Raw genomic sequence first — 25,992 nt, forward strand, 5'->3', positions numbered from 1 at the left:
ATTTTGAAACTGACGAGATAAAATATCTCATTTTCGCTTCCATTTCATACAGCCTGACGGCATATACCAAAATCTCAGCGTTGGATTTTGTAAACAAAATCCGTACTCACTCGTTGTTCAGTTTTCAAAGATCAAACTTGCATACGGCTTTGTTTGAGCCAGAACAATAATATAACATTTTCGTCTAGATTATTCAACCTATAAATAATTCCAGGCGATTCATCCAACCCATATTTTTAATAATCATTTTCGGGATGGACTAACAATATATCAATTTAAAGCAATTAAGTCTACCTGTAAAAATTTCCAGCTTGTTCAAACTTATTAAAAATCTTTGATCTCATTTTATCGGCTGGACTAGTAATTTAACACGTATACCAAATTAATTCTACTTGCAATTAATTCCTTTTAATAGACAACTATAGATAAACACCAAAGTAATTCATAATGCCAATAGACGGAAGTATTACTTAAATCTGTGTTATTCTAATTTTACATAAGGATTTGCTTTGTCAATTAGGTTTTTGGCTGATTGCGAAGGCTGATCCTTCTTGTATTTCATTTGATTTGATGCTAGTAATACTATTTAAATTCTTTTTGGATGCATTTTTCTCAGAAGGAGTTGATAATTATGAAGAAATTTATCATGAACTTAATCCTTACATTTTTCACTGGCCTATTTGCTATTTATTTACTTACTCGAAAAGTAGAAATAAATGGTTTAATAGTTTGCTTTATAAGCACAGGAGTAGTAGCACTAGGTTATCTGACTGTGTGTTTAATAAAAAAAGCATATAAATGAAAACCACATTTCTAATACGGACAAAAAAACGACTCCCGTTTGCTATATACTACAATTTTGTCGGCAAGTAAGAGCACATATATTTTAAAAGCACAAGAATTGTGAGGATGATCCATTCTGCTAGAGAAATTTATCAAACTTCTAGGGCCAAGATACTTCATATCTTAAAAGATAATCAGATAGACTGGCAAAAATAATTATGCTTACGTCACTCAATGAAAGTGAGGTTACTCGATGCGTATTCCAATATTTGATAACTTCATCTATTCTATGACAGTTATATTGACCCCGAAATATGAAAAACAGCGGTATCTTTAGACGAGTCCTAGATACCGCTGTTTTATTGAACTATCGTTCCTCGTTTGTTAAACGATAAACTTAATCTCCGTATTGTGTTTACAGCATACGAAACTTCTGCTTTGAATTCACCTCTGGACGATGCAAGGTGAAGAAGAACCTTTCGCCTACTGTGGGAACAGATTTAGGAAGCCATGACTTCAATGTTCAAGAGGATGCCGCTACCGCAAGCGTACCGGAAGAATCCGCTGTATGATGAATACTCCGCACGAAGCGAATCGTTTTTGTTTCTGAGTGCATTACGACTGAATGAGTTTCCGCTCTGTGACCGGGAAGAGAACGAACCCCCTGCAACCACTCTCCAGGTGTCACACCTGTAGCCACAAACATCACGCCTTGGCGTCCGACCATATCATCCATGGAAAGCAACGCACCGGGATCAGTAATGCCCATACGCTTGCAACGCTCAATCTCTTCTTCACCATGAGGCAGCAGGCGACCCTGGATTTCTCCGCCCATGCATTTCAGCGCTGCAGCGGCCAATACACCCTCAGGAGCGCCACCAGAACCGATATGCAAATCCACACCGCTTTCCAGGCATGTTTCAATCGCGCCCATCACATCCCCATGGCCAAGCAGTTTGATTCGAACGCCGCTTTCCCGCAGAAGCTTGATGATCCCGGCGTGCCGTGTACGATCAAGAATGGACACGGTAAGATCAGACAAGGATTTACCGAGTACTCGTGCAGCTTTTGACAATGTAGTTGGAATTGAGTCCTCAAGTGATAGCTTTCCAGCCAATGCCGGGCCAACGGCCATTTTTTGCATGTACATATCCGGAGCGTGGAGTAGACTACCACGAGGTGCAGCAGCAATGACCGACAGAGCGTTATTCAAACCATTTGCTACCGTTTCGGTTCCCTCTAGTGGATCGACAGCGATGTCCATAGCTGGTCCTCTGCGATTGCCTACTCTTTCCCCGATATACAGCATGGGAGCCTCATCCATTTCGCCTTCGCCAATGACGACCGTGCCGTCCATGGATACCGCATTAAAATGAGTGCGGATGGCTACCGTAGCCGCCTCGTCTGCGCTATTCTTATCTCCACGCCCTGTCCATTGTGCTGATTGCAGTGCCGCTGCCTCTGTTACCCGAACGAATTCCAATGCCAATTGACTCTCCATACCTATCCCTCCACCTCTCCTAAAAATTAATTGTTACCCTTAAGCAAATGATTTATTTAGGGCAGCTTCGCTGCAATCTTTCTATTTATCTATTAAACTCCTGTATCCTACGATTTTAATTTTTAGTTATATGAGCAGCTACTAGGCTCTATAACATTCTGATAATTAAACCTGCCGTCTCTTCAATCGCCTTATCTGTAACATCAATAACCGGACAATTCAGCTCTTTAAACAGAGACTGCGCATACGCTATTTCCTCTTCTACCCTCATCGCTGTAGCATACTGCACATTATTAGGAAGCCCCATAACCTTTAGTCGCTCACTGCGTATTTTCAACAGTAACTCTGGCTCGATCGTTAATCCGAACACTCGACCACGCTGAACATCCTTCAATTGAACAGGCGGTGTCAGCTCCGGTACAACCGGTATGTTGACCGTTTTATAACCTTTATGCGCGAGAAACATGGATAAAGGGGTTTTGGAAATACGGGATACTCCAAGCAATACAATATCCGCTTTGAGAATGGCGCTCACATCTTTGCCATCATCATATTGAACCGCAAATTCCAAGGCCTCTACACGGCGAAAATAGTTATCGTCCAGTCGGTGCAGCAGACCAGGCTTCTCTTTGGGATCGTTATGGAATGTATCGGCAAACGCCTGCATCATCGGTCCCATAATGTCGACAGCCCGCACATTCAGCCGGACAGCCTCCTCTTTCATCGCTTCTCTCAATTCTGGCTGTACCAGCGTGTAAGCTACGAAGCCTTTACGCTCGGCAACTTCCTCCATCACCCGGCTCAGTTCGTCTTCATCCCTCACGTTCATAAATCTCTTGATCTCTGTGTCCGGTAACTCAAATTGGCGCATGGTCGCCTGTACGACAGCTTCTGCCGTCTCACCAATCGAGTCTGAACAGATCGCTATAAAATGACTGCTCGCCTGAACCATTTGATTCCTCCCATTAATCCTCTGCTACCATATCGAGCAACATTTTAATAATATTCGTTTTTGTAATGCGTCCCACGACTTTCCAGTGCTCCCCTGGCTTGTCGGAGTCGGAAGGGACGACGACAGGCAGGCTGTCGATTTGACGGGCAATAATTTTGCGCGCTGCCTCTAATACCGTATCCTCTGGGGAAACGGTGACAACATTCGCCTGTCGGGTCATCACAAGGCTGACAGGAATGGTTGCTGCATTGGGATTCCCTAACGTTACCTTAAGCAAATCCTTACGGGAAGCTACCCCTGCCAAATCTCCGTCTTCATCGGTGACGATCAAATTGCTCACATTTTCCAAAAAGAGAGCTACGACAGCTTCCTGAATCGTTGTTGTTTCTCGTACGATGACTGGAACTCCATGAAGATCGCCGACCTTCATTTGCAACAGCCGGAATTTTTCCTCCCGGTTCGGCGTACCCCGCTTACCAACAAAATATCCGACCTTGGGCTTTGCATCTATGTAATTCAGAATGCCCAATTTGGATAGGTCGGTCCGAATGGTCGCCTTGCTGAGATTAAGCATTTCCGCAATCTGATCCCCGGTAATCGGGGCATGCTTTTGTACGATGTTTAAAATTTCTACTTGTCTTGCCGTAAGGTCGATGATGAACGTCCCTCCTTTTTTCTTGCGATCTAATATTGAATATAATACGTCATATATAACAATAAATCAACCTTAAAAATCATATAAAACATCACATATATAAAATTAAGGCGGTTATTCATGTCTTTTTATCATTTAAAACACTTATTTAACATGAAAAACGGGTACTTTGCACCCTGCTCTTTCGAGTAAGGCAAAGTACCCGCTCCCTTATTCGTATCTTAAAGCATCAATTGGACGCAGCTTCGACGCCTTCCGCGCCGGATATACTCCGAACAATACCCCGACTGCCATACAGCACAGAAAAGAGTACAGCACGGGCTCTATCGAATACACAATCGGCATTTGGACGAATTTCTCGAGCAGCTTTGCACCTCCGAGACCCACCATTACGCCAACCAGTCCACCCATCAGACTGAGAAAAACAGCCTCTGCCACAAACTGCAGCATAATATCACTGCGCTGCGCACCAATCGCTTTGCGAATCCCGATCTCCCTTGTGCGTTCCGTGACGGACACCAGCATAATATTCATAATGCCGACACCACCAACGCCAAGCGCAATTGCAGCTACACCGGCCAGCAACATATTCATAATCCGATCAACCCCGGACACTGTTTTTAAGATTTCCGTCTGGGTCATGATCTGAAAATCATCACCCTCTGATGGCTTTAGCTCATGTCTGACACGTAACACCTGCCGAATTTCAGCACTTGCCTGACTAATCTTCTCCTCTGTTGTTGCGGAGGCGTTCACCTGCTGAATACTCATATTGCCTAGCCGTTCCATCCCCGTTGTAATCGGTACATATACCTGCTGACCACTGTTACTCATATTGGAATTGGAATTTGCCAGCACACCAACCACCTTAAAAGGAAGCTGTTTGATCATGATCGTCTCACCGACCGCTCTGGAGGCATCCGGACCAAAAATATTACGGGCCGCATCACTCCCAAGCACAGCCACATTCATTTGTTTATCCACTTCATAGTGGGTAAACGACCTGCCTTGAGCTAGTGACAGCTTTCTCACATGAACGAATGCCAGCGAAGTCCCCTCAATTTGCCCGCTGACCTTATTGCGACTCCACGTAATATCTGCATTGGTCATGGCACTTGGTGCTACCTCTGCTACTGCTTTTTGCTGCTCTATCGCATCGATATCTTCCAGAGATATCCCTTTCGTCTGACTGAACGACATGGAGCTGGAGCCATCATATGGAGCATAAGGATAGATCATCAGCAGATTATTTCCCATACTGTTGATCTGAGATGTAATCGTAGCCGTCGATCCTTTACCGATGGCTACAATCATAATCACAGCGGCCACTCCGATAATAATGCCCACCATGGTCAGCAAAGATCGCAGCATATTGGTTCGCAAACTGTTGAGCGATACACGGATAATTTCCTTAAACTTCATGCCTTCACTTCCTCTGCCGCCATTCTTCGTTTCCCAACAGGCTGATCCTCTTCAATCCGCCCATCCCGAAAATGAATCAGACGCTTGGCGTATTCCGCAACCTCCTGATCATGAGTAACCAATACAACCGTTTTCCCCTGATCATTCAGACGCTGAAAAATCCCCATTATTTCAACACTTGTTTTGGAGTCCAATGCGCCTGTCGGTTCATCCGCCAAGAGAATAACCGGATTGTTCACAAGTGCGCGCGCAATGGATACCCGCTGCTGCTGACCGCCTGACAATTCGTTCGGCCTATTGTTCATCCGATCGCCTAGACCTACGCTAGTGAGGGCCTCCACTGCCCGCAAACGACGCTCCTTGGCAGAAATACCCGCATAGATCATAGGCAGTTCCACATTCTCCAAAGCCGTTGCTCGCGGGAGCAAATGGAATTTTTGAAATACAAATCCGATTTTCTGATTACGTATAATAGCCAGTTCATCCTCGCGGGCATCTAATATCGAATAGCCGTCCAAATAAAATTGTCCCGATGTAGGTAAATCCAGACAGCCGATGACATTCATCATCGTGGACTTGCCTGATCCAGACGGTCCCATGATCGCAACAAAATCACCGTCAGCAATATCAAGTTGTACCTCTCGCAGGGCATGAATTTCCTGATCTCCGACCTGGTACACTTTTTTTAAATCCTCAATCTGAATGACGTATCTCATACCCGTTTAAAAGCCTCCCTGCATGCCGCCCATAGCGGAAGGGTCCGGCGGAGGTTCAGGAGCAGGCACAATAAGCGTGTCACCCTCCTTTACACCTGACTTGAGTTCGACTCGATCCGGCGTATAAAATCCGAGTTCTACGGGCTTGAAAGTGCGCGCCCCTGGATTTGCAGCATTATTAGCGGAAACATACACGCCATCCTGTCCCCCTTCGGATCTCAGCGCAGTCGCAGGTACGAACAGTACATTTTTGTGTACTCCCAAAATAACGGCCACATTCATAATCATGCCCGTTTTGAGCTTGCCTTTCGGATCATGGACAGACAGTTCCATCAGATACGTCGTCATCCCTTCATCCGTAGAGGCTTCCGGTGAGACGAATTGCACCTTCCCTGGAAAAGATTCACCCGGATAGGCATTGGTAGTCAACACGGCTGGAAGACCCTTCTTTACTTTGACAATGTCGGTCTGACTTACCTTTACAACTACCTTAAGATCGTTGGAATCCGAGTTATTCATGACAATGAATGGAGCGGTCGGACTGGTCCCGACATCCCCGTTCACCTTCAAGATCACTCCGTCCCAAGGTGCTGTGACCTGAAGCTTGTTTAATTCATTTTTCTTCTGCTCCAGTTCCGTCGCCTGTCTTCGAACCTCTATCCGTGAGGCTTGAATATTGGATGCATCAGCAGGAACCTGAATTTTGCGAAGCTCTGCCATTGCCGTACGATATCCGATTTCAGCTTCTGAAATGGTGCGACGTTTTTGCGACATGATTTTGCGGAACTGCAGATCCAGACCATCATAGTCCGTCTGTGCTTTATCCAGTGCTTGCTCTGCCTGCTCCAATTCACTGTTGGACACCGCCCCGGCATCATGTAAAAACTTTTGGTCTTCATATGCCTTTCGCGCCTGTTCCAACTGCTTTTGGGAAGTTTTCTTCTGACTTTCGGCTTCTTCCAATTCAAATGATTCTTGCGCTGTATCGATAGCCATTTTGGCCCGAAGTACATTTGTCTTCTGAATTTCAATATCCTCTGCCTTCGGACCTTTTTCTAATTCAGCCAGCTTGGCTTTGGATATTTCCAAAGTATCAGACGCAGTCTGAATTTGCATTTTAATTTCTGAACTGTCCAGAAGAGCCAGCACCTGTCCTTTTTTCACCTTGTCCCCGGCTTTCACATTTACCGCTGCCAGCTTGTTATCACCTGCACTCGTGAAGTTTAACTTCACTTCCTTGGATGCTTGCACAGTGCCTGACGTGTCCAGCTTCTCACTCACATCGCCGCGCTCTACTTTAAGCGTCTCATCCTGAACTAAAGGTGCCTCCTGCTCCTTGGGCAGATTCAGATATACTGCCGCTCCGCCTCCACCTACAACCAGTAGAACAATTGCAGTCCATATCCACTTTTTTCTCCGTTTTTTCCGTAACTTGATTAAAGCATCATTTAAAACCGTTTCTGCCAACGCCTTTTCCTCCCTATGTGCTCCATGGCTTGTTCAACGTATACTCATTTTGATCCAACTCGATCGCCAGCTCTTCCATTTGCCGTTCAATCTGGTTCACTTTTAGCTGATTATTTTTCAACTCCGTCTCGATAATTAGACCTCTGGCCCACTTTTTGCGTGATAACTCCAAGGCCTCTTTTGCCGTACGCAAGCTTTCTTCCAGTTGTACGTATTTCTTTTGGTTTTCCTTAACCGTGGCATACAAATTGCGGAGTGATTCGGCAAAATCCTTTTGACCTTTGGCTAGCTCCTCTTTGGCTGTATCGACATCCATTTTAGCTAGATCGTAAGCACCTGCGCCGCTGTTAAAATCGAAGTATCTCACATTGAGCTCCGAAGTTTTGATACTATCCTCCAGCTTCCATAAATTCGGATTCATGTCTGTCAGCTGTTGTATATGTAATTCGATATCCAGTTTTTTTGGTTCCTTGTACACGGGTCGATCAACCAATTCATAAGCTGTTCCATTAGGCTGTCCCATAAGGAAGTTCAGAGCATCTCTGGATTTTTGTAACGCAATTTTCCCCTGCTCTACTGTTTGCTGAGCCTGACTTCTGGCCTGTGTACTCTCGTTTTTTGCATACTCAGACAGCTTGCCGCGCGCAAATTTGGCAAGTGCAATCTTTTCCTCCGCTTGAGCAATTTCAAGCGCTTCCAGATCATTTTTCACCTGGTTTTCTGCTACAAACACACTTTGGTAGCTTTTCATCACATTAAAATAAATCTGGTCTTTGGCGAACTGCGCCTGCTTTTTGCTGGCTAGATAAGATAGCGTCGAAGAGTTATAACTTCTCCAAGAGGTATTATCATCAACATATTCGCCGTCTATAAAATCAACAAATGCATTCCCCAGATCCTTTTCTGCATTTTTTAGTTCCATTCTGTGACGCTCTACGTCCCGTTCGGCGGTACGCGTATTGTAACTGTTTGTTTGTGCCCATTCCGCGGCCTGCTTGAGCGTCAGTGTAGGCAAAACCTGACCTGTTACGGATGATGTCTTCGATGTAGCCGCAGCAGTTGAAGTAACTGACGTACTTGCTGCTGTACTTGCTGCTGTACTTGCTGCTGTACTTCCTGATGAACTGTCAGCCTGTACAGTGGAGACCAAGCCTGATGATAAGGACAACACAAGCAGCACGGCAGCCGCTTTTTGCTTCATAGATGAATCTCTCCCCTTTCGGTGCATTCTTCGAATCATTTCAATCCTTTTCGACATAAATTTCCACTATCTATTCGCAATCTAATTGTACTTTCAGGTTTATGTTGGTACAAGGTGTCAAAACAATACATTTTTGTAACCTTTACTTCCAGATTACTCGTTGTAAACTACTTTTCGTTCAATCAGATATAGATTTAACCTGTTTTTACCTGAACTTTACCTAATTTTCAGCTAATTTTAAGGAAACCAACAGCATCTATTAAGGTTTGGAACATATACTAGAGAAAGAATAACAGCCGCTCACTGGGAGGGTTAATAGATGATAAAAGAAACTCGCATGACAACCACTAACGAACCGTCTGATTTGTGGATGACCCGCTTTTTACGTGAATCAGAACAAAAAAAGAAACAACTAATCCGGGAAGCCCGGAAAAATAACGATATACCGCTGATGAACAGTATTTCTTTTTACCTTGCCCAACGGGATCAGCAGCATCTTATCGGATAAAATGACAAGTGAATCTTATGCTATAAATTACAGATTACTTCTAGTTATCTGCTTAGATTGCTAGATTAAAAAGATCCGGGACAAATCGACAATTGATTTGTCCCGGATCTTTTGTGATAATCAAATCTAAAACCGCCATAACTTATTTATCGCCTATTCCTCCATCTCCGCCTGCGGATCATAAAGATATTTATCCAGTGGGATACGCCCGCTTTCATTAAAACGTATGCCTTCCTCCTCCAAATACAGACGCTGCAGGGATGCGGACTCATCCTCCTGCAAAGCAATCTCCCCCAATCGGTTGACTACTCTATGCCAAGGGAGCCGGTGTTTTTGGCTCAGTGTATGCAAAATTCGCACCACCTGCCTGGCACCTCTTGGGCTTCCGGCCTCTGCCGCAATTTGACCGTAAGTCATTACTTTTCCCTCAGGGATCAGCAATATAATTTGAAGCACACGGGCAGTGAAAGGCTGCATGTTCTAATTCCTCCGCATTACTATTGCTTTTTCTATTATTATAGCACCCTGAACAGAAGCCAAAAACCCCTGCTCCTACAAATGTAAGAAACAGGGGAAAAACCAACTTTTAAATTCAGAATCCGCTCAGACCCTGTCTTTTTAAATCCTGCGCTACCAATCGCGCCAGTTCCCTTGCACCCGCATAGTTCGGATGAAGCGCGTCACCGTTCATATACAAGGCCAGCGTAGCCTCCTTGCCAATAGAAGTGAAATAAGCTGAGCTAAGAACATTCAGATCGACCAAAGGCGTTTGTTCCTCTTGAGCCAGCGCCAAAATAGCGCTTCTATACCATCTTTTTTCTGCGTTGTGTACATTGTTGGCATTAAAGTCAGTGGCTCGACCTTGCGGTGTTGACAGGATGACTGTCGCCCCCTTAGCCTTAACCTGCCGGATCATATCCCGCATCCAGTCCTTAAACTCCGCTTCGCTTTCATTATGCTTTGGATTGGTGTCATTAATGCCCAATTGGAGAATAAAATAATCCCCCGGCTTGATATATTGGACGATGGCCTCCAACTGACCGTCCTGATGGAAACCTCTAGCGATCTGACCTCCTGACGCCATGTTGCGAATTTGAAAAGTATTCGTGTTCACAAACTCTGGCAGCAGTTGACCCCATCCCGCCTGCACGCTGCTATCTAGCGGATAATAGTTACATACAGTAGAATCCCCACCGATATAAATCGTTCGATTCGTAACCGGATTGCTAGATAATTGCCTGATTTCCAATGCACTGAGTGTGAAGACCGCGCCCTCTTTGCCTTCAGTAACCAGCAGATTTAGCTGTCCGTCTGTCACTGGAATTTGAAAGTGATCCTTGGCCCCATTTCCTGTCATATTAATGACCTGATACACCCCTTCAGCCGCAATACTCGAACGAGAGGTATCTCCTAAAGTAACCGACACCTCATACAAACCAGGAGGAAGATCAACGTCAAAAGTATTCTCGCTTTTCGTACCTGTAGCCAGGAACCGTACCGCATCACTTGCCACTCCAGTCCCCGAAGCACTGACATTACGCATATTCTCAGGGGTACGAAAGCCATAGCCACGTGCTGAGTCATAGGACAGCGAAGCGCTCACTCCAGTATAACCCGTTTCGACCGTACCTCCACCAAAATCAAACTTGTACTCGCCAGTGGATGCATGTGCCGGGGTAGCTATGCCCAAACCCGGTGCACCACATAAAAAAGCAGCTAAAAGCATACCGGTCAATCCTTTTTTCCACTTCATTCTTCATTCCTCCTTCAAATTTTAGATTGCACAAAAAAGGATTTTTCAAACTTAATTGTAAGCGCATACAATAAATTCACCACATAGATACAGGGTTGTACCTATTTAATTACCTATGCAGAAGAAGAGTAGCTTATTCATTAAGCTGTAACTTGTACTGTCAGTCTGCATAGTGGGCTTGATCCACTATATGTATATGTATGTACTCAAAAAAGCTTCGCAGATACAACTGCGAAGCTTTATGAATCAAAATTTCGTTAATTCAAAATTACTGCATTAATCCGCAACCAGAATACCGTCAAAGCTCTCTGGGCCTACTCGTACTGTACCCAGCAGGTTCGAAGAAACAAAAGCGGTGTACACCAGTTGTGGCGTAATCGGCGGATTAAAATCATCTGCGGAGAACGTGATGACCTGCGGAGCCGTTATACTTAAGCTGAACGTAGACGTTGCCGAATAAACGAGAGGATCGGTTGGCAAGGTACCTCTTACTATGGTGATCGTAATTCCGATTAAAGCAAGCGGAAGTTGAACTGATATGGTTCCTTTAAGCAGAACCCGTGCCGTACCTGTAGCTCCCAGTGTGTTTAATCCGATCTGCCCGAACAATTGAGGCGTATTTAAAACGGTGATCGGAATGGCAATAGAGTTTGCAAATGAGGCATTTTGAGATGTTCTTCCATCAATAAATGTTCCCATGGTTTTTCCCCCTCTCTCTACCAGATACTATTAGACTATGAAAAAGTTTGTTTTGTGCTTGGACTGAATAACTTGTAAAACACACAACTTTGGATGAATAGGCGAATGTGCAGCCCTTTCTCTGGCCCTGTGAATACACTAAACCAACACTGGGAAAGGAGGGATGTCATGTCTAATAAGTTTAGAGCCATTTTAAGGGGGGCTAATGAAGTGCCTCCTGTCAGAACAAATGCGACAGGAACCGCCGAATTTCGTTACCGTCAAGCTAGCCAACAATTAAGCTTCGAACTGACTGTGCGCAATATTTCACGGGTAACCGATGCGCACATTCATCTGGGACGAAGAGGTGAAAACGGACCTGTTGTTGCTACACTGTTTGGCCCTTCGAAGTTTGGAATCACCGTAAAAAGAGGGGTCGTTACTGGCGTGCTTCGTGCATTTGATCTTACCGGTCCGCTCAGAGGCAGAACCATTAATGATTTGGTATGCCAAATTAGAGAGGGCAACGCCTACGTCAATGTCCACACGATCCGTCATCCGAACGGTGCCATTCGTGGACAAATCAGACGCGCACCTATCAAACGTTGCAAATAACGAATGAACATGAGTATTAAAAAGAACTTCCAAGCTGCTCATTTTGAGCCCTATGGAAGTTCTTTTTAATTCAGGATTTTGCAAAATTCGATTCCAGTCGCTCCGAAGTGCAATATATAGACGAACTAAACCATTTCGATCTATATCTTGTTCATTGGAAGTCGCTTATGGAATTTTTGCAAAATCCTCAATTCTTAACAAAAGTTAAGAATTTCATAAGCGTTTCTTAAGTCGTTCCTTTCAGGTTGTTAAGAACTTTATCTTTTAATAGAAAGAGTTCAACAAGATACAGTTCACTCCTGAAAGGAAATGAAGCTTATGAAGCCTAAGACCAAAGAAAAAATTCCCGAATTGCAGTTGGTCAGAGCCATGGCGATTTTAGCCGTCTTAATGGTACATGCCACTTCTTATGCAACAGTTCAGCTTACAAATTCCAGTCTTTATGTTGTATACAATGCGCTCAATGTGTTGATGAAGTATGGAACCCCTGTATTTATCGCGCTTAGCAGCATGGTGCTGTTCTACAACTACAAGGATCGTCCGATGGGACGACAGCTCTTAAGCCGCTTTTATAAGCAGATTATGGAGCATCCTTGCTGCTATGGCTGAACCCTTCCCGTTCTTTTTTTGGCACCCGTCTGGTTGGCTGGACCATAAATCACATTGGGTCCCCACTGATCATGCTGGTAGGCGGGCTACCTACATATATTTATTTCTTTTTCCTTTTTACCAAAAATACGATTGGCTACCTTCGCGAAATTACGACGGGGATGCAGGAGTTTGCTGACGGAGACCTGTCCTATACGATTCCTGTTTCTTCAGCGGACGAGCTGGGTACCTTGGCGAAAAATATGAACACCATGGCGGACAAGCTCCGTCTCTCACTGGAAGAAGAACGGGCTTCCGCCAAAGCCAAAAACGACCTGATCACCGGCGTATCTCATGATCTTCGTACCCCGCTAACATCCGTGATCGGTTTTTTGGAATATATTGAAACCGACCGCTATCGGGATGAAATTGAGCTGCGCTATTATGTGAACATTGCTTATAAGAAGTCATTGACGCTAAAAAAGCTGATCGACGAGCTGTTTGAATACACGCGTGTGAGCGGTGGCAGTCTGCCACTGGAGCTGGAGCCTGTAGATCTCGGCAAATTGCTCACTCAGCTTGCTGAGGAATTTGTACCCTCGCTGGAACAGGCGGACATGTCCTACCGTGTCCGAATCGTCGAGCCTGTTCGGATTCTAGTCGATACCGACGAGCTGGTACGCCTGTATGAAAATTTGTTTTCCAACGCTATTCGATACGGAAAAGACGGCAAACGCCTCGATATCACCATAGGACGCGAAGACGACGAGGCGGTGGTAATCTGCACCAACTACGGCACCCCAATTCCTGCGGAAGATGTCCCGCACTTGTTTGAGCGGTTTTACCGGGTGGACAAATCACGTTCCAAGGAAACCGGAGGCACCGGACTGGGCCTTGCGATTACAAAAAGTATTACTGAGCTGCATGATGGCCGCATTTCGGTTAGGAGCAATCGCAGACAAACAGATTTTGAAACCCGTTTTCCCCTCTACTCCTACACATAAACAAACGAACCAGCCAAAGATCGTATCTCTGGCCGGTTCGTTTCTGACTTTTATTTAATACAGGACTATATTCCTTTATTTTGTTCAAACAATACTTCCCCATTGGATTCAATAATCTTTTGGTACCAGTAGAAGCTGTTCTTTTTTCTTCTTTCCAGCGTACCCGTACCATCGTTGTTTTTGTCTACATAGATAAAGCCGTACCTTTTTTTCATTTCTCCCGTTCCCGCACTGACAATGTCGATTGGACCCCACCAGGTATAGCCGAGCACTTCGCAGCCATCCTCAATAGCTTCATGCAGCTGGATCAGATGCTTGTTCAGATAGTCTACCCGCTCGGGATCATGAATTGAACCGTCTTCCAAAATTTCATCATGACTGCCGTAGCCGTTCTCTACAACAAACAGAGGTTTCTGATATCGGTCGTACATCTCATTACACACATAGCGGAAGCCCTTCGGGTCAATTGGCCATCCCCATGGCGTTTTTTCCAAATAGGGATTGTCGAGTCCCATAATTCCCCCTGTGTTGCCCAAGATGGGCATACCTGCTTTATGTGTCGTACTTCGATAATAGCTAAATCCTAAATAATCAGCTGTATGCTCTCGCAGTAATTGTTCATCTCCGGGCTCCATTTGGACCATGATGGTATGCTCTTTCCAGATCCTTTTGGCATAGCTTGGATAATAGCCTCTAAGGATCACATCCGAATAAAATAAGGATCTTCTTCTCAGCTCATAGGCTTCAAACACATCGTCCGGATTACAGGTATTCGGATAGATCGGACTCAGGGATAACATAGCGCCCATCATCGCTCCTGGGATAATTTCATGACACAGTCTAGTAGCCAGGGCGCTGGCAACGAAAACATGGTGACTAGCCTGATAAATGGTCGGCAGCTTGTGCTCATCGTCTTGAACAACAATGCCTCCTGCCGCCAAAGGAATGGTATGGAAATGGTTGATTTCGTTGAAGTTCATCCAATATTTCACTTTGTTTTTATAACGTTTGAAGACAACTTCCGCATACTTTACGTAGAATCCAATCAGCTCGCGGCTTTTCCAGCCTTCGTATTTGCGAATCAGATTCAGAGGCAGCTCAAAGTGAGAAATGGTGATGACCGGCTCAATTCCATACTTCAGTAGCTCATCAAACAGATCGTCGTAAAATTGCAGCCCTTTTTCATTTGGCTCGGCATCGTCCCCATTCGGAAAGATTCGGGACCATGCAATGGAAGTCCGAAAGCATTTCATGCCCATTTCGGCGAACAGGGCGATATCTTCTTTATAACGATGGTAAAAATCAATCGCTTCATGGCTGGCATAGTACTTGTTTTCATCAATCGTATCATCAAACGTCCCGCCTACTATTCCTCCCCGAAATGCATCGCTGATTGCTGGCCCTTTACCATCCTCGTTCCATGCCCCTTCAGCCTGATTCGCTGCTATAGCACCACCCCATAGAAAATGCTCAGGAAAACTTTTGGCTATTTGTGCTGTCATAATTCATTTCCTCCTTTATTTAATGTACGGTGAGCAAAATACTTTGCAAATCTACGGATTTTTGCTGTGTCTGGGTAACCTTTTGGTTAGCAGTGCTGTTGGTAACAATAATTGGAGTGGTCAGGTCATAACCGGCTGCCTGGATTTTCGGAATATCAAATTCAAGCAGCAAATCGCCTCGTTCAATCCGTTGCCCTTGTTCTACATGCTTCGTGAAATAGTTGCCTTTTAGCTTAACCGTATCTAGTCCCACATGAATTAACAGATCCAGATGGTTATCTGAGGTGATGGCTATCGCATGGCCGGTTCGAAATACGAGCGAGACAACCCCGGAAACCGGTGAATATACCTTTCCTTCACTCGGTAGAATGGCTATTCCTTGACCCATCGCTTCTGTAGAGAACGCAGGATCAGGCACCTCATGAAGCGGAACAATTTGGCCATGGATAGGCGCATAGACATTCTCGGTGACTTCGGTATGTCCAGGTTCAGTTTGTAAGGCAGGCTCGGATTTTTCTGCTTCCGTCTTTCCTGTCTCCGCATCCGTTGCCCCGTTTCCTTCATTAAAGCCCAGAATATAAGTCAATACGGTAGTAACCACAAATGAAATGATGATACTAATCAAATAAAAAGCAATTGTATTCGTAAAGAATGCCGGAATAGTTGTTATTGCCGGGAACACATAAGCAAGCACGGTCGCCTGGAAATGTCCGGCAATGGCCCCTCCGATCATTCCCCCGATGACGGCGGCAATCATTGGTCTTTTCAGCTTCACGGACAGTCCGTAAACGATAGGTTCTGTAATACCTGCGAACAGTGAAGGGAAAATAGATGACAGTGCGTAAGCTTTCAGCTTTTTGTCCTTGGCTTTCAGAAAGACCCCAAGAGCGACACCCGATTGGGCGAAGGTCGCAGAAGCCATCATGGGTCGGATCGTATCAAACCCTTTGAGGGAAAGATTGTTGATCATCGCAGGTGCAATCCCCCAGTGTAAACCAAACATCACCAGGAAGGTCCAGCCGCCTCCCAGAATGGCCCCAGTCAAGAGACCGCTTTGCGTACTCAAAAATTCAATACCATCCGCAATACCTTTACCGGTGTACACTCCCAGTGGACCGATCACAATAGCGGTAAGCGGAACCATAATTAATAAGGAAACAAGCGGGACCATAAATAATTCAATGCTTTTCGGAACCACCCGCTTCAAAAACCGTTCCAGATATGAATACAGCCAAATGGCTAAAATTGCTGGAATAATGGATGTCGTATAACTCATCAGGACAACGGGAATGTGGATAAAGGAAGCAATATCCCCCGTGTTTTCCATCAACTTGGTGAAGTTAGGCTCCAGCAGAGCGGCCATAATGGCAGCAGATACGATAGGCTGGGTCTTGAATGTTCTCGAAGCTGAAAATGCTAACATCAGTGGCAGGAAGAAAAATACGCCATTGCCTGCGGCAGCAAGGATAGCATAGGTACTAGAGGCACTATCCAACCACTCTAACTGTGTAAGAATAACCAGGATAGCTTTCAGCATCCCTGCACCAGCCAAAGCAGGTACAATCGGCTGGAAGATAGAGCTCATGACGGTAAAAGCACGACTGATGAAATTACCTTCCTTTGCATTATCCTCTTTCTTTTCGTTGCCGCTTTTTACCTGAAGGTTATAGTTTTTCGCAATCGTATCATAAACCTCGTTAACATGATTGCCGATCACCACCTGGTACTGCCCTCCACTTTCTATCACCGAAATGACACCGTCGGAATTTTCCAAAGCCTGTTTATTGGCTTTTTGCTTGTCCTTAAGTGTAAATCTCAGACGGGTCATACAATGGTACAGATCACGTATATTTTCTTCTCCGCCTACATTAATTACAATGAATTTCGTTATTTCATCATGTTTGCTCATAATGCCTGCCTCCAATGCTCTCTGGTTGATATAAAAAAAACCTGAGTAATCACCGATACCAAAATGCAATTTAGTATCGAAATCACTCAGGTAATGCCCACGAATGGTAACACCCTGTTAGTTTTCAGTTCTGTTGACCAATCTGGAAATGTGAATCATAAGATACATCATTTCATCATTGGTTAATTTCTGCTCAAACTGCTTATTCACATACACCCCTATTTTTTGTACACATCTGTGCTCTTCTGGAAATTTGATTTTCAGGTCTTCGAACAAATTCATGTACTGCGGGTCTGCCGATTCGTGGGCAAAAAGCCGCTGGGCAAAAAATTTAAGATGGGTTACAAATCGGTTGTAATTCCATGAATCTTCATCAATCTCGACATTGAAGTGGTATTTTACAATATCCATAATATCCTTGATGACTTTTGACGTTTTTAGCGTCAGATCAAGCTTCTGGTTATCCAGGCGGGCGTTGACGAAATGCAGGGCAATAAACCCGGCTTCATTCTCATCGAACTTGATGTTGATCCTGTTACGAATCATCTCCAGCGCATGTTTTCCGATCGCGAACTCTTCGCGATAAAACCGCTTGATCTCCCATAGAAACCGGTTTTCAATCGGTGTTCCCCGTTCATGCCGTTGGATGGCGAATGAAATGTGGTCGATCAGGGCTAGGTAAATATAGTCACTAATGTCCCCAGCCAATCTCGGTCTGGCATACTCCACGATTTCATCCGCGATTTCAATACATTCCATCTTCACATCTTTCAGCAAATCCGCCAGCTTCGCGGATAAATCCTGAGTTTTGACTACAAACAGCTTCGTGATTTTTCGCTCATCGATGGTATCCCCCGGTTTCAGGTTGAATGCGATTCCATTTCCTGTCGCAATGACCTCTTGGGCGTCCTCTTCCTCTGCTAAAACGACATTGTTGTTAAGCGCTTTCTTCAAAATCATGCGACCACCTGCTTTTATTTACTGGAAGGCCATTTTTTAAAGAGACTCTGTTAAAAAATGTGCATACACTAAAAAACCTGAACAGAATACCGCTTCATAGACGTTATCGCCCATTTACCGGAACTCCATTCAGGTTATGCCTAAAATAGTAACACCCTGAAAATTATGAGATTCATTTTTGTAATCGTTTTCTTGGCTTCATTATAATAGAGTTTCTTTTTTTCTGTCAACCCTTTATTAAAAAAGCCTTCCATCCGCTTACTGCGACTTCGGAGTCCCTGAACGATTCACAATCCAGATGCCCGCCAGTACTAAGAAAATGCCAAGCAAGGTAGCCGCTTTGAGTGCCTCGTGAAGAAAGATCCAGCCGGACACGACACCGATGATAGGAACCAGCAGTAGCGTAACAGAAGCTTTACTTGCTTCCATTCTAGTGAGAATATGAGTCCACAGCAGGAATGCAAGAGCAGACGCCACAATGCCGGAAAATAAGATATAAAAGATCGACGCGGCGCTAAAGTTCGGCTCCCATCGCTCAAACAACAGGGAGTACAATAACAATCCGAGCGCACCGAACGCCATCTGCCAGGTCGTGAACTGGGTTTTATCGCAATGCTGGAGCTTGAGCTTGATAATCAGGTTCGAAAGTGCCCAAGCAATCGCTGAACTCACCCCAAGCAGCATGGCCCACAAATTGCCGCCCAAATGAATGTCCATAGCAAATAACAGCCCCAAGACCCCTGTAGCAATTCCAATCGTTTTGCGTGTATTCAGTCGCTCACCTGAAATCATAAAATGAGCCATTATGGATAAAAACAGCGGCATGCTGTACGTAAGCACGGAGGTTAAGCCCGCATTAATGTAGTTCAGGGATATCTGAATCGCAATATTAAAATAGGTAGTCTGGAGAATCCCGCAGAGTATATACCATTTTATCGTGTTCCTGTCAGGGTTCGGAACCCGTTTCCACATGAGAATTCCGAACAGAAGTAGCGTCCCTGTGAGAAACCGGAGAGCCGCAAATTGAACAGGTTCAAAGGCTCCATTGCCCAATTTCATGATGACAAAATTAAAGCCCCAGATCAGGCATAAGAGCAGGCTCAAGCCTTTCATGCATCATACGCCTCCGTTTAGAGCACTTCTCCGCCCGATTCAATCACTTTTTTATACCAGTTAAAGCTTTTTTTCTTGTAGCGGTTCAGTGTTCCGTTGCCCAGATCATCCTGGTCGACGTAGACGAAGCCGTATCTCTTGGATGCTTGTGAGGTCGAAGCACTGATCATGTCGATGGGACCCCAGGCGGTGTAGCCGAACAGGTCCACTCCATCCTCAATGGCTTCCCTCATTTGCTCGATATGTTTTTTCAGATAGTCGATACGGTAATCATCGTTAATGGTGCCGTCAGGATTCATTTGATCTGTCGCACCCACGCCGTTTTCTGAGATGAACAGTGGCTTTTGATAGCGGTCATACAGGTTATTGAGCGCATAACGTAATCCTTTAGGATCAATCTGCCATCCCCACTCGGACTGCTCCAGGTAAGGATTTTTCACGCCACCGATCAGATTTCCACTTGCTTTGGCATGCTGATCGGCAGTGGCACTGGCATTGTTGGACATATAGTAGCTCAGGGACACGAAGTCCACGAGGTTGTCTCGCAAGATTTCATCGTCGCCAGGTTCTTTATGCAGAACAACGCCCTTTTCTTTGAACATACGTGCGGTATAGGACGGATAATACCCTCTAGCTTGTACATCACTGAAAAAGAAGGACACTCGTTCTTCCTTTTGGCATTCAAGCACATCATCCGGATTGCAGGTATTCGGATAAAGCAACAGATAGCTGATCATACACCCAATCTGGGAGTTTGGTATAATCTCATGACAGGCTTTGACTGCCAGCGCGCTGGCTATAAACTGATGATGGGCAGATTGATACTTGTCCTGCTCCAGATTCGGGTGATTCTCTTCAATGATCCCCGCACTGACAAACGGATGATGTTTGACACAGTTCATTTCGTTAAACGTAATCCAGTACTTCACTTTATCCTTGTAACGGGTAAATACAGTCTCGGCAAAGCGGACGAAAAATTCAATCAGTTTCCGGTTTTTCCAGCCACCATATTCGGTGACAAGATACAAAGGCATATCGTAATGGGTCAGCGAGATGACAGGTTCAATTCCTTTGGCCAGCAGGGCATCAAAAACCTTGTCATAGAATTGCAGCCCTTTCTCATTGGGTTCTGTCTCGTCGCCATTCGGGAAAATACGTGTCCAGGAAATGGAAGTGCGGAAGCATTTAAAACCCATTTCGGCCAGCAGATTAATATCTTCTTCATAACGGTGATAGAAATCATTTCCCCGACGTTTTGGATAATTTTTGGTGCTGTTTGGGTCCAATGCTTCCTTGACCTGCGCATGGGTCATCATATGCCACTGATCCAGCCAATGCCTTTTGTCGAGTGCTGGATCAAAGGTAAATACATCAGAAATCGAGAGCCCCCTTCCATCTACGTTGTAAGCCCCTTCAATCTGCATGGCAGCGGCTGCCCCGCCCCATAGAAAGTCCTTGGGAAAACCTTTTGCCTGTTCCATGTTGCATTCCTCCAAGTAGGTTATAATTTGTGAAGAAGTATGCGGAACCCATGTCCCTCAAATGCATTCCGGATTGCTGCATACGCTTTATGCTTTCATGCTACAATCTGGGATGCATTCCAGGTCAAGAACTAAATTTTTGGAGTTGAATGTCATGCATAATATAAAAAGAATTGCTGAAATTGCGGGGGTATCGACAAGTACCGTGTCTCGGGTGCTTAATCATCATCCATATGTCAGTGAAGCAACGCGGACCAGGGTGATGGAAGTCATTCGGGAACTGGATTATATTCCAAATATTAATGCGGTGCAGTTGAAAGTAGGCCGTACCAAGGTTATTGGGATCATGACCCCAACGATTAACAATTATTACATGCAAATCATCAAGGGAGTATCCAATGCGGGTAAAGAGCAAGATTATCAGGTTTTGATCTACCAGACGGAGGAAAATCAGGATTTAGAAAGCGCGGCGTTAGAGCTTTTGAGGCAGAAAAAAGTGGACGGGATCGTCATTTTACGGCGTATGCTGGATTGGTCTGCTGTGAGGCATTACACCAAGTATGGGCCGATTGTGACCTGCGAGCCATTAAAAAATAAAGAGATTTCATCCATTTATCTCGATCATTATGAAGGATTTCGGATTGGTTTAGAGCATTTGGCCGAGCTGGGATTTGAAAAAATCGCCTGCACCGTAGGCAGAAAAAACAGCGTAAACAGCCAAAGAAGACTCCAGGCCTATTATGACCTGCTCTTGACAAGGAAGCTACCAGTGAATGAGGAGTGGCTGCTCAGTGGTATCCATACGGTGCAGGACGGAATGCGAGCGTTCGCCAAGCTGGAGTCGTTAAAGGAACGTCCCCATGCCATCATGACAACCAATGATTTGGTGGCATGCGGTATTATCTCAGCCGCTCGTAGTAAAGGTTGGAAGGTTCCAGGAGATTTGGCAGTGGTCGGCTTTGAAGCTGACGAAAGTCAGGTAGCCGACGCCATGGGACTGACCAATATTACGAACCCGTTGCAGCGAATCGGACAGGAAATGTTCCGTACATTATATCAGCAATTGAACGGGCAGCCTTTGGAGCCAGCCTCCCTTGCTTTTGAATTGAAGGTCCGCCAGTCTACCTGCTAATCCATCTACAAACTAACCAATCAACAGTGTATAGACGATGCCAGGTCCATGTACACCGATCGTCAGATCATTTTCAATATCCGACGAGCGGCTCGGTCCAGTAATAAAATGAATGCCTGCGGGCAGTTGCTCACGCCCGGCTTCGTCAAAGCGGTTTAGAATTTCGCCCAGTCGTGTTCGCAAGCGCTCTACTGGCAGAAGAATGATCAGTGCAGTTGGCAAAAGGCTGACTGCACGGCCTTTCTCCGGCGAGGATAGCACCGCCACCGAGCCGGTGTAGGCGGCGGCCTCATCGGCCATGACGATGCCGATATCCGCCTCGGCGACGCGGGCCTTCCAGTCTTCGGCTGGATCGGTGTTCCACACCGATAAACGGACTTCCGGCAGCGCCGATTCCAGCTGGAGCGCATCCAGGTCCGGCTCATTCTGCCGGACGATATAGGCCGCTCCCAGCTCTCGCGCTTTGAGCGCGATCCAGTCTGCGGTCTGCTCCAAATCCGGCAGTCGCACGACATGCCCGCCAACACTTGTAAAGTTGGCGGTGAACTCCTCGATGCGCCGCTCCGCGCTCCATTCGAATTCGTGCCAAAATGTAGGTGCCCCGCGAAACGGCTGAACTGGCGGCTCCGTTTGTCGTGGACGCTTGAGCCGCGTCGCGATGCCGTCCATAAAGCGTACCTGCTTGGCACGGGATTCAACTTCCATTTGATGAAGCCACGTTTCATGGGCCGCTTTTGCTTGCGCAGAAGGATTACTCTGTTCACTCATGCTGCGTCCCTCCTTTACTTCTATCTGCCAAAATCTTCTCCATTCGGCTGAGAACATCCGGCTGCATCACGTTGCGTTCCTGCTCCAGCTCATGCTCTAGCGTGTTCCATTGCTGACGGAAGGATTTTTTCGCCAAAGAGGGAGCCACACGGTACGTATTCCATCCCTTTAGCGGGCCCAGCTTAAGGGTAATTTCGCCCTTACGGACGACCGCTTTCTGGGCAATCTGCCCTAGCCGAATCGCCGCTGCGAATCGCTTCGAGCTGGAAACCACGGTTGCAAAACCTTTCATTCCTGCCGTTTCCAGCTTATCTCCTTGTCCCGCCTCCACCTTGCGTCTACGCAAATATACCAGCATATCATGCAGCGGTATTTTGACTGGACAGGCTTCATAACACGCACCACACAGACTGGACGCACTTGCAATATCGTTCCACTCTTCGATGTTGCCATGAAGGGCAGGCGTAAGCACTGCACCGATAGGGCCACTATATGTCCCACCATACGCGTGCCCTCCAATGTGTCGGTACACCGGACAGGCATTCAGGCAAGCCCCGCAGCGAATGCAATTCAACAGCTCTTGAAACTCGGGATTGCCTAGCTGTAGTGAACGTCCGTTATCTACGATGATGATGTGCATTTCGTCAGGCCCATCGGCATCCTGGCTGCGCCGGGGGCCTGAAATACCAGACATGTACATGGTCAGCTTCTGTCCGGTAGCAGATCGTGGCAGTAATGTAGCCATCACCTCCAAATCCGTCCAGGATGGAATAATCCGTTCCATGCCCATCAACGTAATTTGCGTTTTGGGCAAAGTGGATACCATTCGTGCGTTGCCTTCATTTTCAAACAGGACCATGGAGCCTGTCTCGGCGATGGCAAAATTACACCCGGTCATGCCAATATCCGCTTCCAGAAACTTTTCGCGTAGCTTTTTGCGGACAAAGCCCGCCAAAATCGTCGTATCCGCGGACAGTTTCTCCCCTGCTTCTTTGGATAACAGTTCGGCAATCTGATAGCGGTTTTTGTGAATCGCCGGAATGACGATATGAGACGGGGGCTCTCCTGCCAGTTGAATAATATATTCACCGAGGTCACTTTCAATCGTCTCGATATCCGCCCCCTCCAGCGCCTGATTCAAATGCAGCTCCTCCGACACCATTGACTTGGATTTGACGACGGAACGGGCTTGGCTATGCGCAGCAATATCCAGTGTAATACGTACGGCATCGTTTGCTGTATCGGCAAAATGAATATGCACTCCGTTGGCACGGGCATTTTCTACAAATAGATTTAAGTAATAGTCCAGATGGGCAATGGTATGCAGACGAATTTGGCGCCCGCGCTCACGCCATTCGTCCCAATTTCCGTGCTGCTCTGAAGCCACCCGCTTGCCGTTGCGCAGCCGCTCTGTAGTGAAACGAACTGCATTCCGCAGAAAATCATCATTGAGGGCCAGCTCTGCTCGTTTTTTGACCTTTTGGTTCATGGAATGTGAGTGTACGGCGGTCATGCGTGCTTCACCCCTTCGTACAGCAGCTCAGCCAGATGCATAACCCGAACTGGCTCTTGCCGATACCGGAGATTTCCGGCAATGTTCATCAAGCAAGCCATATCTAGTCCGACCAGTACCTCGGCTTCGGTCTCCCTGATGTGGTCCACTTTTTCAGTCACCATCGCTCCCGAAATATCTGGCATTTTCACCGCGAAAGTCCCGCCAAAGCCACAGCAGTCCTCAGCAAAGGGCAGTGGTACTAATTGCAGCCCCTTTACACTGCCAAGCAGCTTCATCGGTTCCTCCTTCACGCCGAGCAAACGTGTTCCATGGCAAGACGGATGGTAGGTTACCGTATGCGGAAAAGACGCGCCCACATCGGTCACGCCAAGCACCTGCACCATAAATTGCGTAAACTCATACGTCTTTTGCTCCAGCCTCCGTGCCGAATCGAGCCATTCGGGTTCATCCTTAAACAACTCCGGGTAATGATGAATCATATATGTGCAAGAGCCGGAAGGAGATACGACAAAATCGCTGTCGTTAAACGCTTTCAAAATCGTTTTGGCCGCAGCCCTCGTTTCATCCCAATAGCCGCTGTTATAGGACGGCTGTCCGCAGCATGTCTGCACCTTCGGAAAATCCAGCTGAACACCATATCTGGCAAGCAAGCGTGCCATCGCTTCCCCCACCTTGGGATAAATCGCATCACTCAGGCAGGTAATAAATAAAGATACCTTCATACGGAACACCCCTTCCGTCCATGGAATTGCTATTACTTTATAACTGAAAGGTTACCTATAGTGCCACTGCGCAGTCAGATGGTGCTTCCCATCGCTGTTGCCCCCAGATTTTTTACTCAATGCTAAAAATCCGGGGAAGTGATAATTTAGAAGCTTGCAGTGGGATTCTCGCTTATAACTTTTTACATCATCAAAGAATCCCACTGCAACAGCGATCGTAAGATCAAATGAAACGCAAAGCGGCCTTCACCTTGGAAACTCCCCGCTTTACACAACCGTAACTGGAATCGACAGCTCCGACAACTGACTGCGAATCGGGTCCGACAACCGTGAATCCGTAATAATCTCGGATACCTGCGACAGGTTCACGACATGCGTAAACGCCTGTTGCCCAAATTTGCTCGCATCCGCCAGTAAAATCACACGGTCTGCAATGCTGACCATTTTCTGCTTCAAACGAGCTTGCAGTTCATTTGATTCGCTAATACCGCGATCCAGATGAACCCCCTGGCTGGAGAAAAACAATTTATCCACATAATAGGTTTCTAGTGAACGCTCTGCGAGCGGGCCTACAAATGACAGTGAGCGTTGAAGCAACTGCCCCCCCGTCGAAATGACCTCGATTTTTTCCTTACCCGCCAGCTCTGTAGCTACCCGAATCGAATTTGTTAATATTGTCAAAGGAATATCCGGTAAACTTGACGCCATATACCAGGCGGTTGTGCTGGCATCCAGCAAAATACGATCATTCGGCTGAATCTGCTTGACCGCTTCTTCGGCAATCCTACGCTTTTCCTCTGCGTTCATAATTTCCCGTACCGCATAGGGCGTTTCAGGCTGCTCGTTTTTGACACTGACCGCTCCCCCATGCGAACGGCGCAGTCGTCCCGCCTGCTCCAGGCGGTCCAGATCACGGCGGATCGTTTCCTCCGTTACTTTGCACAACTCACTCAATTCGGACACCCGTATGCTTCCTTTTTCATTAACGAGCTGCACAATCATCTCATATCTTTCTGCGACCAGCATGGCAATCTCACTCCACATCT

At 46.1% G+C, this 25,992-nt stretch carries 23 protein-coding genes and 2 pseudogenes; 6 read left to right on the plus strand and 19 right to left on the minus strand.

All coding sequences use genetic code 11. The features are described from left to right. The first annotated feature begins 631 nt into the window (after window positions 1–631). Window positions 632–802 carry a hypothetical protein gene (locus tag C1T21_RS27190; protein ID WP_180984539.1) on the plus strand — a complete coding sequence of 57 codons (171 nt, stop codon included), beginning with the start codon at window positions 632–634 and terminating at the stop codon, window positions 800–802. 504 nt (window positions 803–1,306) lie between these two features. On the opposite strand, the gene glpX is transcribed toward C1T21_RS27190, so the two are convergent. From glpX to C1T21_RS02300, 7 genes are all read right to left on the minus strand, one after another. Next, window positions 1,307–2,284, minus strand: coding sequence for a class II fructose-bisphosphatase (glpX, locus tag C1T21_RS02270; RefSeq protein WP_103047040.1), 978 nt, complete (start codon window positions 2,282–2,284; stop codon window positions 1,307–1,309). Window positions 2,285–2,432: 148 nt separating this feature from the next. Beyond that, window positions 2,433–3,236: a pyruvate, water dikinase regulatory protein gene (locus C1T21_RS02275; RefSeq protein ID WP_103047041.1), complete on the minus strand. Its 804-nt coding sequence runs from the start codon at window positions 3,234–3,236 to the stop codon at window positions 2,433–2,435. Window positions 3,237–3,249: 13 nt separating this feature from the next. Continuing rightward, a complete protein-coding gene (locus C1T21_RS02280; RefSeq protein WP_223822107.1) occupies window positions 3,250–3,864 on the minus strand; it encodes a helix-turn-helix transcriptional regulator in 615 nt (204 codons plus the stop codon). Window positions 3,865–4,101: 237 nt separating this feature from the next. Further along, window positions 4,102–5,313, minus strand: a complete 1,212-nt coding sequence (locus C1T21_RS02285) for an ABC transporter permease (protein ID WP_103047042.1) — start codon at window positions 5,311–5,313, stop codon at window positions 4,102–4,104. Continuing rightward, window positions 5,310–6,029 (minus strand): ABC transporter ATP-binding protein, encoded by a 720-nt coding sequence (locus C1T21_RS02290; protein WP_103047043.1) that lies wholly within the window; start codon window positions 6,027–6,029, stop codon window positions 5,310–5,312. Before C1T21_RS02290 ends, C1T21_RS02285 begins: the two co-directional genes overlap by 4 nt. Before the next feature lie 6 nt (window positions 6,030–6,035). Beyond that, complete coding sequence (locus tag C1T21_RS02295; protein WP_103047044.1) at window positions 6,036–7,496, minus strand: efflux RND transporter periplasmic adaptor subunit; 1,461 nt, start codon at window positions 7,494–7,496, stop codon at window positions 6,036–6,038. A gap of 13 nt (window positions 7,497–7,509) precedes the next feature. Continuing rightward, window positions 7,510–8,697, minus strand: coding sequence for a TolC family protein (locus tag C1T21_RS02300; protein ID WP_103047045.1), 1,188 nt, complete (start codon window positions 8,695–8,697; stop codon window positions 7,510–7,512). 319 nt (window positions 8,698–9,016) lie between these two features. Between C1T21_RS02300 and C1T21_RS02305 the strand changes: the two genes are divergently transcribed. Continuing rightward, window positions 9,017–9,205 (plus strand): hypothetical protein, encoded by a 189-nt coding sequence (locus C1T21_RS02305; RefSeq protein ID WP_103047046.1) that lies wholly within the window; start codon window positions 9,017–9,019, stop codon window positions 9,203–9,205. Window positions 9,206–9,358: 153 nt separating this feature from the next. On the opposite strand, the gene C1T21_RS02310 is transcribed toward C1T21_RS02305, so the two are convergent. From C1T21_RS02310 to C1T21_RS02320, 3 genes are all read right to left on the minus strand, one after another. Next, window positions 9,359–9,682 (minus strand): MGMT family protein, encoded by a 324-nt coding sequence (locus tag C1T21_RS02310; RefSeq protein WP_103047047.1) that lies wholly within the window; start codon window positions 9,680–9,682, stop codon window positions 9,359–9,361. 115 nt (window positions 9,683–9,797) lie between these two features. Further along, entirely contained in the window at window positions 9,798–10,958 is a 1,161-nt protein-coding gene (locus C1T21_RS02315; RefSeq protein WP_103047048.1) for a rhamnogalacturonan acetylesterase, read from the minus strand. Window positions 10,959–11,234: 276 nt separating this feature from the next. Then, complete coding sequence (locus C1T21_RS02320; RefSeq protein WP_103047049.1) at window positions 11,235–11,657, minus strand: hypothetical protein; 423 nt, start codon at window positions 11,655–11,657, stop codon at window positions 11,235–11,237. Window positions 11,658–11,825: 168 nt separating this feature from the next. Here C1T21_RS02320 and C1T21_RS02325 point away from each other — a divergent pair, with 168 nt between their 5' ends. The 3 genes and pseudogenes from C1T21_RS02325 to C1T21_RS02335 all read left to right on the plus strand — a co-directional run. Further along, the gene (locus C1T21_RS02325) at window positions 11,826–12,251 is read left to right on the plus strand and encodes a CHRD domain-containing protein (RefSeq protein WP_103047050.1); all 426 of its coding nucleotides are present in this window, start codon (window positions 11,826–11,828) and stop codon (window positions 12,249–12,251) included. A 318-nt stretch (window positions 12,252–12,569) separates the two neighbouring features. Beyond that, a pseudogene (locus tag C1T21_RS02330) lies at window positions 12,570–12,830 on the plus strand (acyltransferase family protein); the annotation flags it as partial. 2 nt (window positions 12,831–12,832) lie between these two features. Beyond that, window positions 12,833–13,843, plus strand: a pseudogene (locus C1T21_RS02335) (HAMP domain-containing sensor histidine kinase); the annotation flags it as partial. A gap of 65 nt (window positions 13,844–13,908) precedes the next feature. Here C1T21_RS02335 and C1T21_RS02340 read toward each other — a convergent pair. From C1T21_RS02340 to C1T21_RS02360, 5 genes are all read right to left on the minus strand, one after another. Further along, window positions 13,909–15,345 carry a glycoside hydrolase family 1 protein gene (locus C1T21_RS02340; RefSeq protein WP_103047051.1) on the minus strand — a complete coding sequence of 479 codons (1,437 nt, stop codon included), beginning with the start codon at window positions 15,343–15,345 and terminating at the stop codon, window positions 13,909–13,911. Between the two features lie 19 nt (window positions 15,346–15,364). After that, window positions 15,365–17,254, minus strand: coding sequence for a beta-glucoside-specific PTS transporter subunit IIABC (locus C1T21_RS02345; RefSeq protein WP_103047052.1), 1,890 nt, complete (start codon window positions 17,252–17,254; stop codon window positions 15,365–15,367). Window positions 17,255–17,371: 117 nt separating this feature from the next. Continuing rightward, a complete protein-coding gene (licT, locus tag C1T21_RS02350) occupies window positions 17,372–18,214 on the minus strand; it encodes a BglG family transcription antiterminator LicT (RefSeq protein ID WP_103047053.1) in 843 nt (280 codons plus the stop codon). A 258-nt stretch (window positions 18,215–18,472) separates the two neighbouring features. Continuing rightward, complete coding sequence (locus C1T21_RS02355; RefSeq protein WP_103047054.1) at window positions 18,473–19,327, minus strand: DMT family transporter; 855 nt, start codon at window positions 19,325–19,327, stop codon at window positions 18,473–18,475. A gap of 17 nt (window positions 19,328–19,344) precedes the next feature. After that, a complete protein-coding gene (locus tag C1T21_RS02360; protein ID WP_103047055.1) occupies window positions 19,345–20,808 on the minus strand; it encodes a glycoside hydrolase family 1 protein in 1,464 nt (487 codons plus the stop codon). Window positions 20,809–20,962: 154 nt separating this feature from the next. Between C1T21_RS02360 and C1T21_RS02365 the strand changes: the two genes are divergently transcribed. Beyond that, a complete protein-coding gene (locus C1T21_RS02365) occupies window positions 20,963–21,940 on the plus strand; it encodes a LacI family DNA-binding transcriptional regulator (protein ID WP_103047056.1) in 978 nt (325 codons plus the stop codon). Between the two features lie 12 nt (window positions 21,941–21,952). Here the strand turns inward: C1T21_RS02365 and C1T21_RS02370 are convergent, their stop codons facing one another. From C1T21_RS02370 to C1T21_RS02385, 4 genes are all read right to left on the minus strand, one after another. Continuing rightward, window positions 21,953–22,708 (minus strand): LutC/YkgG family protein, encoded by a 756-nt coding sequence (locus C1T21_RS02370; protein ID WP_103047057.1) that lies wholly within the window; start codon window positions 22,706–22,708, stop codon window positions 21,953–21,955. Next, window positions 22,701–24,221, minus strand: a complete 1,521-nt coding sequence (locus C1T21_RS02375) for a LutB/LldF family L-lactate oxidation iron-sulfur protein (protein WP_103047058.1) — start codon at window positions 24,219–24,221, stop codon at window positions 22,701–22,703. Before C1T21_RS02375 ends, C1T21_RS02370 begins: the two co-directional genes overlap by 8 nt. Continuing rightward, a complete protein-coding gene (locus tag C1T21_RS02380) occupies window positions 24,218–24,946 on the minus strand; it encodes a (Fe-S)-binding protein (protein WP_061831385.1) in 729 nt (242 codons plus the stop codon). The genes C1T21_RS02375 and C1T21_RS02380 overlap by 4 nt, the downstream gene beginning before the upstream one ends. A gap of 267 nt (window positions 24,947–25,213) precedes the next feature. Next, on the minus strand, window positions 25,214–25,972 hold the full coding sequence (locus tag C1T21_RS02385; RefSeq protein ID WP_103047059.1) for a DeoR/GlpR family DNA-binding transcription regulator: 759 nt from the start codon (window positions 25,970–25,972) through the stop codon (window positions 25,214–25,216). Window positions 25,973–25,992: the final 20 nt, after the last annotated feature.

The sequence above is a fragment of the Paenibacillus sp. F4 genome (assembly GCF_002894905.1).
GTDB lineage: Bacteria > Bacillota > Bacilli > Paenibacillales > Paenibacillaceae > Paenibacillus > Paenibacillus polymyxa_B.